This window comes from Flavobacterium magnum, assembly GCF_003055625.1.
GTDB lineage: Bacteria > Bacteroidota > Bacteroidia > Flavobacteriales > Flavobacteriaceae > Flavobacterium > Flavobacterium magnum.
Window position 1 is genome coordinate 30,570 of record NZ_CP028811.1, and the last position, 15,124, is coordinate 45,693.

Genomic DNA, 15,124 nt, shown 5'->3' on the forward strand with positions numbered 1-15,124 from the left:
TTATCGGGTTAAATGTAAGAATCCAGCTTTCTCCTTCGTATTCACACCATCCTTATACTTGATGATCCAGTAATAGGTACCTTCAGGTAATCCGGCGGATTTGTCTATCGTTACCCTGCCTTCAGAGACACCCCTGAATGCCTTGGTCGTGTTGTCATAGCCTTTGGTTTCATAAACCAGCACACCCCAACGGTTGTAAATCTCGACGGTGTTATCCGGGAAGCAGACAATGCCCTGGATGTAAAGCTCATCATAGAATCCATCTCCGTTTGGCGATACTAAGTTATAAACTTTAATCGTACATCCGTCAAATTCAATGATGGTCGGCTGTTGATCAACATCGTTAGAGTCGCTCGATACATCCTCTGCAATCTCCTCCCCGCCCGGGCTGTAACCCCTTACAGAAGCCTGGTTTGACACACTGCCTCGCGTAATATCGTCAGCGGTGAGGAAGTAGTGACCCAGTAACGTCCTGAACTCGCCAGGAGGGATTGTACCGATCAGACCCGCATTATCAAGGATAACACCCGGCAGCGGATCGCTTACGGTCACGTTATACAGCGTTGTCAAGCCGGTGTTCGTCACCGTGAAGGTGTAAACAATCTCTTCACCAACCTGCGCGAAACCATCGTCGTTCGCATCGATGAACGAACCGGTTTTTATGATCTGGATGTCGCTTGACTCCTGCAGGATTACAACAGTCGGATCGCTTTCACCCACTCCGTCATTATCGGAATCGTCATTCACGACACCTCCGTCAGGAGCGGTTCCGGTAGCTACGGCAGTGTTCACCACCTGTCCGTCGGCCATATCAGCGGCTGTAATGATGTAGGTTGCAGTTACGGTACCAACCTGACCCGGCGCAAGCGTTGCCGGTGCGACAGCCAGATTCGTTACCCCGATCCTTGTATCATTGATTACAATGTTACTCACTGCTCCTGTTCCGGTGTTGGTTACCGTAAAGGTATACGTGATGGTATCACCGACAGCTCCAGTTCCGCCCACGCTCGCTGTTTTAATCAGCGTCAGCTTAGGCGCTCCGAGATAAACGATTGTTGGATCGTCGTTGCCGGTATCAGCTGGGTTCGTGTTATCGGATACATCGGAAATCGTTCCTCCATTCGGATCAGACCCGGTCACGGAAGCCGAGTTCACCACGAGACCTGCATTAAGGTTCGCCTGGTTGATGTTGTAGAATACAATCATCTGACCTGACTCCCCAGGATTCAGCGTCGATGGGCTCAATGGCGCAAGTACGGTACCGGTCAGGGCATCGTTCACCAGGATGTTGGCTACCGTTACGTTACCGGTGTTGGTAATCGTAAAGGTGTATTGTACCCTGTCTCCAAGATCCACAAGACCATTACCATTAGTATCCTCATAAGCTCCTGCTTTGATAAAGGTCAATTCAGGATTCATCGGGATTGGCGTCACCGTTGGTGTATCGTCACCGTTGGTATCGATGCCGTCATTATCTGACGTATCGGTTACGGTTGTTCCTCCAGGCGTTGTTCCTGACACCACAGCTGTATTGACCACCTGTCCTGCATTGACATCAGCTTGTGTGATCGTGTAGACGAAGGTAACAGGTACCATTTGTCCGGGAGCAACCGGCGAAGGCACCGCTATCGGTGTTGCCGAAAGTATCGGATCACTGATGGTCACGTTGTTGAGTACTACGTTTCCGGTATTGGTCACTTCGAATGTGTAGGTAATGGTATCACCTGCACCGATCTGTGCGTCATTATTCGCATCGTTGGTCACTGCTGTTTTCACCAACTTGATTGATGGTGCCAGAGTAGTGTTGATTGTGATGGTCACTGTTGCCGTAGCGGTTTGTCCGTCAGCATCTGTAATGGTATACTGGAAACTGTCGGTACCACTGAAGTCGCCGTTCGGTGTATACGTTACGGTATCATCAGCCTGTGTGGCAGTGCCACCATCATTCACCGTTACGGTTCCGTTTGCAGGGCCTGCAGCGATTGTTATCGGACCGAAAGTAGTTGAAGGTCCGTCACCACCGAATGTATCGTTAACCAAAACAGTGACCGTTACCGGTGTATTCTGATCCGTTACAGCAGTATCGTTAACGGCCAGTGGCACGTCGTTCGGGTTACAGCTGATTGTCACATTGACTGTCGCAGTAGACGTGTTACCGTCAACATCTGCAATGGTGTAAGTGAAGCTGTCAGTACCACAGTAATCCGCATTCGGTGTATACGTAATCGTATCATCGGCCTGTGTTGGTGTGCCGTTGTCATTCACTGTCACCGTACCGTTCGATGGGTTTGTAGTCGTGATAGCCGCAGTTACCGACGGACCGTCGCCACCGAAGCTGTCATTGGCAACAATGTTGATTGTCACTGCCGTATCCTCAGCTGTGGTCGCAGCATCATTTACAGCAAGCGGCACATCGTTTCCATCGCAGGTTATCGTGATCGTCACTGTGGCGGTGGCAATATCGCCATCAGCATCCGTGATGGTATATGTGAAGCTGTCAGTACCACAGTAATCTGCGTTTGGCGTGTATGTTACGGTATCATCTGTCGGATCTGTCGGTGTCGCTCCATCATTCAGCGTTGCGGTACCATTTGCCGGTTGTGTATTGATGATTACCGCTACAGTACCTGCTCCGTCGTTTCCGAAGTCGTCGTTATCCAGTACGTCAATAATGATGGCGTTGTCCTCGTTAGTTGTCACAGCATCTGCAACAGCTGTTGGGAACTCATCAATACAGTTCACCGTGACATTTACTGTCGCGACATCGGTATCTCCATCAGCGTCAGTAATCAGGTAAGTGAAACTGTCAGCTGCACCGCCTGTGTTACAGTAGTTTGCATTAGGCGTATAGATGATGCTGTCATCGGTCGGATCCGTTGGCGTACCATTGGTATTCAATGTCGCCGTACCATTTGCAGGTTGCGTGGCTATTACAATGGTTCCGACATTTGGTCCGTCGCCTCCGAAGCTATCGTTGCCCAATACGTCAATGTCAATTGCAGTATCCTCATCAGTCACCGCAGCATCATTTACCGCATCCGGAGCCTGGTCACATGCTACTGTGATGGTTACCGTAGCGGTAGACATATCTCCATCTACATCGGAGATGGTATATGTGAAGCTGTCGGTTCCACAGAATCCTGCATTCGGCACATAAGTCACCATATCGTCAGCCTGCGTAGGCGTTCCGTTATCGCTCACATTTACCGTACCATTTGCAGGTTGTGAAGCAATTACAATGATGCTCTGGATCGGGCCGTCAGCACCGAAGCTGTCATTGCCAAGCCACAGGATTTGTACCGGAGTACCCTCATTTGTCGTAGCGGTGTCGTCGACTGCTGTTGGTACCGGATCACAAATCACATCGATGGTTACCGTAGCGGTAGCCGTATCGCCACTTGCATCGACAATAAAGTAGGTGAAGGTATCCACACCACAGTAGTTGGCGTTTGGCGTATAAGTGATCGTGTCATCTGTCGGATCAGTCGGCGTACCGCCATTGTTTACCGTCGCAGAACCATTTGCAGGTGCTGTCAACACCGCAATCGGGGTTGTACCGGCGCCGTCGTTTCCGAAGCTGTCGTTCGTCAATACTGCGATGACTACCGGAGTATCCTCATTCGTTGTTGCAGCGTCATCTGCGGCGCTTGGCAATTCAGAGTTATCACAAGTCACCGTTACGGTTACCGTTGCCGTATCAGTATCTCCGTTTGCGTCAGCAATCAGGTAAGTGAAGCTGTCAGGAGTACCGTTTTCGTTACAGTAATTTGCATTCGGTGTGTATACGATGAAATCATCTGTCGGATCCGTTGGCGTGCCGTTCATGTTTACGGTAGCCGTACCGAAAGAAGGCTGCATCATAACCATAATCGAACCTGTATTCGGACCGTCTCCACCGAAGGTGTCATTAGTCAGTACGTCAATATTGACTGCAACATCCTCAGTCGTTGTTGCGGCATCATCAACCGTATTCGGAACGTCTGTTCCGTCACAGCTCACAGCAACAGTCACCGTAGCCGTCGAAACCTGTCCGTCAGCATCTGCGATAGTGTATGTGAAGCTGTCATTACCACAGTAGTTCGCGTTTGGTGTGTACGTAATGCTATCGTCGGTCGGGTCGTTTGGCGTTCCGTTGTCATTTACAACCACTGCACCATTTGTCGGCTGCGTAGCGATAATGGCAGTAGCGGAAGGACCATCAGCACCAAATGTATCGTTAACAAGTACCGCGATTGTAACAGGAGTGTCCTCTATGGTATTCGCAGCATCGTTGACTGCAGTTGGCATATCATCCGCAACATTAATGACATTGATTGTAACGGTTGCTGTAGACGTATCGCCATTAGCATCCACAATCGTATACTGGAAGCTGTCTGTTCCGAAGAAGTCAACAGCAGGCAGGTACGTAATGGTATCATCCGTCGGATCGGTAGGTGTACCATTGGTATTCAATGTCGCCACACCGTTTGATGGCTGTGTCGCTACAATGATTGTACCGACGTTTGGTCCGTCACCGCCGAAAGTATCGTTGGCAAGTACAGTAATAATCACTGCCGTTTCTTCATTAGTCGTTGCCAGATCGTCAGCAGCAAGTGGCAGATCATTCACACAAGTCACGTTAACTGTCACAGTAGCTGTAGACGTATCGCCATTAGCATCCGCAATAGTGTAAGTAAAGCTGTCAGTACCACAGAAGTTTGCAGTTGGCGTATATACGATGGTATCATCAGCTTGTGTGGCCGTACCATTGTCATTTACTGTCACGGTACCGTTTGCAGGAGTCGCAGCAATAACTACCTGTCCTGACACGGATGGGCCGTCACCATTGAAGTTGTCGTTAGCAACCACATTGATTGTTACCGCAGTGTCTTCGTTAGTTGTTGCAGTGTCATTTACAGCTGTCGGGAACTGGTTGACTCCGTTGGTTGTGATGCATACGGTAGCCCTGTCTGTATCGCCGTTAGCATCGGTGATTAGGTATTCGAAGCAATCCGTACCAACGAATCCGGCATTCGGCGTATACGTAATCGTATCGTCTGCAGGATCATTCGGCGTGTTATTTGTATTAACCACGATGCTACCGTTTGATGGTGCCGCTAGTGGGGCGCCCTGAACCACAATCGGGCTCGTAATGATCTGGATATTTCCTTTTCCGTCGCCGCCAAACGTGTCGTTTGCCAGTACGCTTATGGTCACTGCGGTATCCTGTGGCGTTGTCACCGCATCGTCCACTGCATCCGGCAGGTCAGAATTGTCAGCAGTCACTGTAATGGTCACTGTCGCCGTAGCAGTTTGTCCGTCGGCATCGGCAATAGTGTAGGTGAAGCTGTCACTTCCGAAGAAGTTTGCATTCGGTGTGTAAGTGAAGAAATCGTCCACAGGGTTGTTTGGCGTTCCATTGTCATTGACCACAGCCGTTCCGTGTGAAGCCGGTGTGTTCAATACGATGGCTGAAGCAGATGGCCCGTCGCCTCCGAAATTGTCATTCAGAAGTACGGAAATATTCACTGCTGTATCTTCCAGTGTCGTCGTCGAATCATTTACTGCTACAGGGGCATCCACTGTAACGGCATCCGGCGTGATGGTCAATGCAACGCAGGCTGTAGCCGATTGTCCGTCAGCATCCCTGATGATGTAGCAGAATGAGTCTGTTCCATTATAGTTCGCATTCGGAGTGTAAGTCACCGTATCATCCGTCGGGTCGTTTGGTGTACCGTTGTTGTTAACTGTCGCGACACCGTTGGCAGGTGGCGTAGTGATGACAATCGGTCCGGCAAATGGTCCGTCACCGCCGAAGCTGTCATTAACCAATACGTTGATCAGCACCGGTGAATCCTCAACAGTGATCGCGGTATCATTGATCGCGGTTGGCGTATCGGTCTGGTCGCAGATGACGTTCACGGTCACGAAGGCTGTTGAAGTTTGTCCGTCCGCATCAGCGATAGTATATGTAAACACGTCGTTTCCACAGAAATTGGTGTTCGGCGTATACGTAATGGTATCATCAGCAGGGTTTGAAGGGGTTCCGCCATCGTTAACAACCGCCGTACCGTTTATGGCATTGGCCGCGATCACGATTGGGGAAGCTGATGGCCCGTCACCACCGAATGTATCATTACCCAGTACCGCTACCGTTACAGGAACATCTTCCTGGGTCGATGTTACATCGTTTACTGCAGTCGGCTGGTCAATTGTCGGATCGTTTGCATTCACCGTGATCGTTACGGTAGCTGTCGAAGTTTGTCCGTCAGCATCTGCAATCGTATACGTGAAGGTATCTGTTCCGCTGAAGTTTGCATTCGGCGTATAAGTTACCGTATCGTCTGCCGGGTTGTTCGGTGTACCATTGTTGTTCACCACAGCCGTACCGTTCGATGCCTGTGCGGCAATCACGATAGCGCCTGTTGATGGGCCGTCGCCTCCGAACGTATCGTTGGCAAGTACATTTATAACCACCGGTTGTTCCTCGCCTGTCACTGCAGTATCATTGACGGCCAATGGCATGTCAACAGAGGCAGCGTCAGGCGTAATGGTGATGGTCACCGAAGCTGTTGCGGTAGAACCGTTCGAATCAGTGATTGTGTAATTGAACGTGTCATTGCCGTGGTAGTCTGCATCCGGTGTGTAAGTTACCGTATCATCCGTCGGGTCATTTGGCGTTCCATTGTCGTTCACCACTACATCTCCGTGTGTCGGTTGCGACTGGATGATGATCGTGCCCGCGTTAGGTCCGTCAAGGCCGAAGAAATCGTTGACCAGGACATCGATCACTACCGGCGTATCCTCAGCAGTTGTCACCGCATCGTTGTTCGCAGACGGGATGTCAATATTCGGATCGTTTGGTGTCACCGTAATAGTCACCGTAGCCGTAGACTGCTGTCCGTCGGCGTCTTCGATGATGTATGTGAAACTGTCAGGGCCGTTGTAACCCGGGTTCGGGATGTAAGTGATGAAATCATCCGTCGGGTTGTTTGGCGTACCATTAAGGTTTACCGTAGCGATACCGTTTGCAGGGATCGTACCTACGAAGATTGCGCCGTTCGACGGTCCGTCACCACCGAAGTTGTCGTTAGCCAACACCGCGATGTTCACGCTGTTGCCTTCAGTCAGCGATACTGCATCATCAACAGCCGTTGGCACATCGTTGAGCGGATTATCAGGCGTAACTGCGATGAACAATGTGGCCGTAGCGGTTTGTCCGTCAGCATCGGCAATAGTGTATACCACTGCATCTGAGCCGTTGTAATTTGCATTTGGCGTATAGGTAATCGTATCATCCGTTGGATCATTCGGGGTACCATTTACGTTGACCACTGCTGTACCATGGGTCGGTTGCGTAATGATGACAATCGGTCCTACTCCAGGTCCGTCGCCACCGAAACTGTCGTTGGCAAGCACACTCACTGTAATCGGAGTGTCTTCAGGTGTAGAAACGGTCTCATTGTTAGCCACCGGCTGGTCATTTGCAGGGTTATCAGCCGTCACAGTTACAGTTACAGTGGCTGTCGAGGTTTGTCCGTCAGCGTCAGTAATAGTGTATGTAAATGTATCGGTTCCGTGGAAGTTCGTATTCGGGATGTACAGGATGGTGTCATCCGCAGGATTGTTGATTGTTCCTGAGTTCAATACTACTGCCACTCCATTGGCTGGCTGCGAAGCTACCAGGATGGTACCTGATGTAGGTCCGTCGCCACCGAAGCTGTCATTGTTCAGTACATTGACGGTCACTGCAGTATCCTCATTAGTAGTCACCGCGTCGTCTACCGCCAATGGCGCATCATTTAACGGATTGTCAGCAGTGATCGTGATCGTCACTGTTGCCGTTGACGTCTGTCCGTCAGCATCCGCAATGGTGTACGTAAATGAATCCGAACCATTGAAGTTCGCATTCGGTGTATACGTGATCGTATCATCAGCCGGGTTGTTTGGCGTTCCGTTATTGTTTACGGTTGCCGTACCATTCGCAGCCGGTGTGGCGATAGCGATGGCGCCTGTTGATGGTCCGTCTCCTCCAAAACTGTCATTGATAAGGACATTCACAACGACTGCCGTGTCCTCAGCAGTTGTAGCAATATCGCTTACAGCAACCGGGAAGTCTGCTGTATCCGCATCCGGATTTACGGTAACGGTTACACAAGCGGTGGCGGTCTGTCCGTCAGCATCGCTGATCATATAGCAGAAACTGTCAGTTCCGTGGAAGTTCGGGTTCGGTGTATATAATACCGTGTCGTCTGTCGGATTGTTTGGTGTTCCATTGTTCAGGACCACAGCTGTACCATTGGTTGCCGGAGTGGAAATCACAACCGGTCCTACTCCCGGTCCGTCGCCACCGAAAGTATCGTTGGTCAGGATTGGGATGACTACGGCTACATCTTCCGTAGTCGTGGCGGTATCAGGCTGACCTACAGGGAAGTCCGCATTCGGATCATCCTGTGTCACCGTAATGTTCACGCAAGCTGTCGATGTTTGTCCGTCAGCATCCGCAATTACGTAGCAGAAAGTATCTACGCCGTTGAAGTTCGGATTTGGAGTGTACAGAACAGTGTCGTCAGTTGGATCGTTTGGCGTGCCATTATTATTCACTACAGCCGTACCGTTGCTGGCAGGGGTAGTGATGGCAATTGGGCCAACGCCTGGTCCGTCACCACCGAAGTTATCGTTGATCAGGACATTGATAACCGTTGGCGTACCTTCCTGAACCGTAACCACATCGTTTACGGCTGTTGGTCCATCAACACTTGGGTTATCAGCAGTCACCGTGATGGTCACTACGGCTGTCGATGTCTGTCCATCCGCATCGGCAATCGTATACGTAAAGGTATCAGTGCCGTTGAAGTTGGCATTCGGTGTATAGGTCACGGTGTCGTCTGCCGGGTTGGTCGGCGTTCCGTTCGTATTGACTACAGCTGAACCATTGGCAGGTTGCGTTACCGAAATCGATCCGATCGATGGTCCGTCGCCGCCGAATGTATCATTGTTAAGGACAGTCACCGTTACCGGCGTATCTTCCTGGGTTGATGCCGAATCATCTGTTGCTGCCGGCTGATCTGTAAGCGGATTGTCCGGAGTTACCGTAACAGTTACGCAAGCGGTTGATGTCTGTCCGTCAGCATCGGCAATAGTATAACAGAAGCTGTCGATGCCGCTGAAGTTCGGATTTGGGGTATATGTGATCGTATCGTCAGTAGGATCGTTCGGCGTACCGTTATCATTCACTACAGCGTTTCCGTTTGCAGCGTTTGATGCCAGAACGATTGGCGACAATGAAGGTCCGTCACCACCGAAGTTGTCATTCAGCGTCACAGGGATGTCAATTGAAGTATCCTCAGCTACTGCTGCAATATCTGCAACGGCCGTCGGTGTGTCAAATGTCGGACTGTCCGCATTCACGGTCACCGTTACGGTAGCGGTTGAAGTCTGACCGTCGCTGTCAGCAATCGTGTAGGTAAACGTATCCGTACCGTTGAAGTTCGCATTAGGTGTATAGGTCACTGTATCATCGGCAGGGTTAAACGGCGTTCCGTTCGTATTCACCGTCACGGTACCATTAGCACCCTGTGTCACTGTTACAGGACCCACTCCGGCACCGTCGCCTCCGAAAGTATCGTTATTAAGTACATTAACTGTCACTGCAACATCTTCATTGGTAGTAGCCGTATCGTTAGCAGCCAATGGCGCATCATTGAACGGGTTGTCCGGAGTAACCGTGATTGTCACGGTAGCCGTGGACACATCACCGTTAAGGTCGCGGATGGTGTAATTAAACTGGTCGGTACCGTTAAAGTTCGGATTCGGGGTGTACGTGATGGTGTCGTCAGTTGGGTCAACCGGCGTACCATTATTATTCACCACGACAGCACCGTTCGCAGCTGGCGTTACAGTAATTGCGCAGACACAAGGACCGTCAGGACCGAAAGTATCGTTTACAAGCACGTTAATCGTCACGGCGCTATCTTCATTGGCCACTGCGGTGTCATTTACTGCTAAAGGCGTATCGTTACCACCTGCATCCGGCGTAACCGTGATATTCACAGTAGCAGTAGACGTATCTCCGTTCGAGTCGGCGATGGTATAAGTGAATGAATCACTTCCATTGTAATTCGCATTTGGCGTATACGTGATGGTATCATCGGTTGGGTCAGACGGCGTACCGTTGGTATTCACCACAGCGGTTCCGTTAGCTGGCTGGCTGGCTACAACAATCTGCACCACACCCGGCCCGTCACCACCGAAGTTATCGTTAGCGACCACATTGATGACAACCGACTGGTCTTCGATCACACTTGCCGTATCATTTACAGCCACCGGCACGTCAGCCGTAGGCGCATCAGGTGTTACGGTAATGGTTACCGAAGCCGTCGAAGCCTGTCCGTCAGCGTCAAAAATAGTATATGTGAAGCTGTCTGTTCCGAAGAAGTTGGCAGCCGGTGTATACGTGATCGTATCATCCGTCGGGTCGTTAGGCGTACCATTGTTATTTACTACAGCCACACCGTTAGATGCGTTTGAAGCGATTACAATTGCACTTGCCGAAGGCCCGTCGCCTCCAAAGCTGTCGTTAAGCACTGCAAGCACAACCACCGGCGTATCCTCAATCGTCGTTGCCGTATCGTTGACTGCCAGTGGCGCGTCAGCGGTCGGTGCATCAGGTGTCACCGTAATGGTTACCGTAGCTGTGGAAGTTTGTCCATCGGCATCAAGGATCATGTACGTGAAACTGTCAGTTCCGTTGAAGTTCGCATTCGGGGTGTAAGTAATGGTGTCGTCAAGCGGATTGTTTGGCGTTCCGTTGTTGTTGACTACCGCAACACCGTTAGCTGGCTGTGTCATTACAAAAATTGGTCCGGCAAACGGTCCGTCGCCACCGAAATTGTCATTAACCAATACGGGGATATTCACCGACTGGTCTTCGATTACCGTAGCGGCATCGTTCGCTGCAAGCGGAGCGTCAGCAGTGTCGGCATCGGCAGTGACATTGACGAATACCGTAGCCGTAGATGTCTGACCATCTGCATCGGCAATGGTATAGGTAAACACATCATTTCCGTGGAAATTCGCGCTTGGCGTATACGTAATGGTATCATCCGCAGGATTGTTTGGCGTGCCATTAGTATTCACCACCGCCTGGCCGTTTGCAGCCGGAGTCGTGATTACGATAGCGCCTACAGATGGACCGTCGCCACCGAAAGTATCATTATTCAGTACACTGATCGTCACGGCGATATCTTCTGTAGTCGTAGCAAAATCATTTGCAGCTACAGGGAAGTCGGCGTTAGGATCGTTGGCATTCACGGTCACAGTCACCGTAGCCGTAGACGTCTGCCCGTCAGCATCGGCGATGGTATACGTGAAGCTATCGGTTCCGCTGAAGTTGGCCGCAGGCGTGTAGATAATCGTATCGTCTGCAGGGTTGTTCGGCGTACCATTGTTATTCACTACAGCAGTACCGTTTGATGGCTGGCTTGCCACGACGATTGCCGTCGCAGATGGGCCGTCACCACCGAAACTGTCATTTGTAAGTACGTTAACTGTAACAGCCAGCTCTTCATCAGTGGTAGCCGTATCATTCACTGCCGATGGCATGTCAGTCGTTGGCGCATCAGGGGTAATCGTGATGCTTACCGACGCCGTCGCGGTATCTCCGTTTGAATCGGCAATAGTGTAATTAAACGAATCGTTACCGTTGTAGTTGGCATCCGGTGTGTACGTAATGGTATCATCGGTAGGATTGTTCGGTGTACCGTTGGTGTTCACCGTAACTGTACCATGTACAGGCTGCGACTGGATAACAATCGCGCCTGTTGACGGTCCGTCGAAACCGAAGAAATCGTTCGCAAGGACATTCACTGTCACAGCAGTATCTTCCGCAGTAGTCACGACATCGTTATTAGCAGATGGAACATCAGCATTCGGATCATTAGGCGTTACCGTAATCGTTACGGTCGCGGTCGATTGCTGCCCATCAGCATCCTCTATGATATACGTGAAACTGTCAGGTCCGTTGTAACCCGGGTTAGGGATGTATGTGATAAAGTCATCTGTAGGGTTGTTCGGCGTACCATTCAGGTTTACCGTGGCGATACCATTCGATGGTGTTGCCCCTACAAAGATTGCACCGTTCGATGGTCCGTCACCACCAAAACTATCATTAGCAAGCACCGCGATGTTGACGCTGTTGCCTTCTGTAATAGTCACACTGTCATTCACTGCAGTTGGCCCGTCGTTCAGTGGGTTATCCGGCATAACGGCAATATTTACCGTAGCGGTCGCGCACTGTCCGTCAGCATCACAGATGGTATACGTGAAAGTGTCAGCCCCATTAAAGTTTGCATTAGGCGTGTAGGTAATGGTGTCATCGCTAGGGTTGTTCGGTGTTCCGTTCGTGTTAACGGTCACTGTACCATTGGTTGCCTGAGTCACCGTGATGGCGCCTACAGATGGTCCGTCACCACCGAAAGTGTCGTTGAGAAGCACGTTCATGGTAATCGGCGTGTCCTCAGCGGTGGCATAGGTATCGTCATTGGCATCCGGCGCATCAGTCGCAGGGTTATCCGCAGTTACGGTTACAGTTACGGTCGCAGTCGACGTCTGGCCGTCCGCATCGGTAATCGTATAAGTGAAACTATCGGTTCCGTTGAAGTTTGCATTCGGAACATACGTAATGGTATCATCAGTAGGATTGTTGAGCGTACCCTGGTTCAATACAACGGCAACACCGTTAGCCGGCTGGCTGGCCACCGCGATGGATCCTGATGAAGGTCCGTCGCCACCGAAGCTGTCGTTAACAAGCACAGGAATATTGACTAATGTGTCTTCCGGTGTCGTAGCCGTATCATTCACAGCTAAAGGCATGTCAGCAAGAGGATTGTCACCTGTAACGTTGATGCTTACCGTAGCGGTAGCCGTTTGGCCATCAGCATCAGCAATCGTATAAGTGAACGAGTCGCTTCCGTTGAAGTTTGCGTTCGGTGTATACGTAATCGTATCGTCAGTCGGATCGTTCGGCGTACCATTTGTGTTCACCGTTACAGTACCGTTTGATGGATTAGAAGCAATTACGATGGCACCGACTGATGGGCCGTCACCACCAAAACTGTCGTTAGTAAGTACACTTACGGTTACCGAATTGTCTTCGACAACTGTTGCAGTATCATTACCGGCCACAGGGAAGTCCGCATTCGGATCTCCAGGAGTCACCGTGACGGTAACCGTCGCCGTTGAGGTCTGGCCATCCGCATCTGCGATGGTATAGGTGAAGGTATCCGAACCGTTGAAGTTAGCGTTAGGAGTATAAATTACGGTATCATCTGCGGGGTTGGAAGGTGTTCCGTTGTTGTTCACTGTAACCACGCCATTAGCAGGCTGCGTTACGGTAATCGGGCCACTACCAGGGCCGTCTCCACCGAAAGTGTCGTTGACAAGTACAGGGATGTTGATCGCAACCTCCTCAATAGTGCTCGCGCTGTCAGGCTGTGCCACTGGGAAATCGACAGTTGGATCGTCGGCTGAAACGGTGACGGTCACGGTAGCTGTTGCACACTGTCCATCGGCATCGCAAATGGTGTAAGTGAAGCTGTCTACACCGTTAAAGTCGGTTGCAGGGATGTACGTCACCGTATCATCAGTCGGATCATTCGGCGTTCCGTTCGTATTTACCGTTACAGTGCCATTGGTAGGTTGAGTAACGCTTATAGCTCCAACTGAAGGACCGTCACCACCGAAATTGTCATTGACAAGTACACTAATCGTCACAGGCGTGTTTTCCTGTACCGATACTGTGTCATTGTTAGCCGTTGGCATATCCGTAGCAGGATTGTCTGCCGTCACTGTGACGGTAACTGTTGCTGTTGAAGTCTGGCCGTCGGCATCTGAAATGGTGTAGGTGAATGTATCCGTACCATTAAAGTTAGCATTCGGTGTATAAGTGACTGTATCATCGGTTGGATTGAATGGCGTTCCGTTATTATTTACGCTCACCAAACCGTTCGCACCTTGTGTGACGCTGATGGCACCTGAAGAAGGACCGTCACCACCAAAGTTATCGTTTACAAGTACATTTATTGTAACAGGCGTATCTTCTGCGGTAGTGGCCAGATCATTGACTGCCGTTGGCATATCCAGTGCCGGGTTATCTGGCGTTACGATGATGGTCACCGTAGCTGTAGATGTCTGTCCGTCTGCATCAGCTATTGTATAGGTGAAACTGTCCACACCGTTGAAATTTGCATTCGGCGTGTAGGTTATCGTATCATCAGTCGGGTCATTCGGTGTTCCGTTATCGTTCACCGTAGCGTTACCATTCGACGGATTCGAAGCAATCACAATTGGGCTTAAAGACGGTCCATCACCACCGAAGTCGTCATTCGCAGTAACATTAATGGTCACTGCACTTCCCTCAGCCACACCAGCAGTATCTGCAGATGCCAAAGGTGTATCAAAAACCGGATTGTCAGCAATAATGGTCACAACCACTGTAGCAGTTGAAGTTTGACCGTCGCTGTCGGTAATGGTGTAGGTGAAACTGTCAGTTCCATTATAGTTCGATGAAGGCGTGTAGGTTACGGTGTCATCAGTCGGGTTGAATGGCGTACCGTTAGTGTTCACTGATACACTGCCATGAAGACCTTGTGTAACTATTATCGGACCCACACCAGGACCGTCGCCACCAAAGTCATCGTTTGTCAACACCGTGATGAGTACAGCAGTATCCTCGTTGGTTGTAGCCGTATCGTTTGCTGCCAATGGTGCATCATTAAATGGATTATCCGGTGTGACGGTGACCGTTACAGTAGCTGTCGAGCACTGTCCATCAGCGTCGCATATGGTATACGTGAAGCTGTCAGTACCATTATAGTTCGGATTAGGTGTATACGTAATGGTATCGTCCGTAGGATCATTCGGCGTTCCGTTTGTGTTGACAGTTGTCGCACCGTTTGCTGCAGGTCCGACACTGATCGCACCAACAGATGGTCCATCAGGTCCAAACGTGTCATTGACAAGTACACTTACTGTAACACCAAAGCCCTCCCCTGTTGTAACACTATCATTGGCTGCTACCGGCACGTCAGTACCAGGCGCATCAGGGGCAATCGTAACGTTCACCGTAGCGGTTGACGTATCCCCG

At 50.5% G+C, this 15,124-nt stretch carries 1 protein-coding gene (running past one end of the window); it reads right to left on the reverse strand.

The features are described from left to right. On the reverse strand, positions 1-15,124 hold the final stretch of the coding sequence (locus HYN48_RS00145) for an Ig-like domain-containing protein (protein ID WP_108369209.1). 32,387 nt of this gene lie beyond the right edge of the window; only the last 15,124 of its 47,511 coding nucleotides appear in the window; its start codon lies beyond the right edge, outside the window; its stop codon occupies positions 1-3.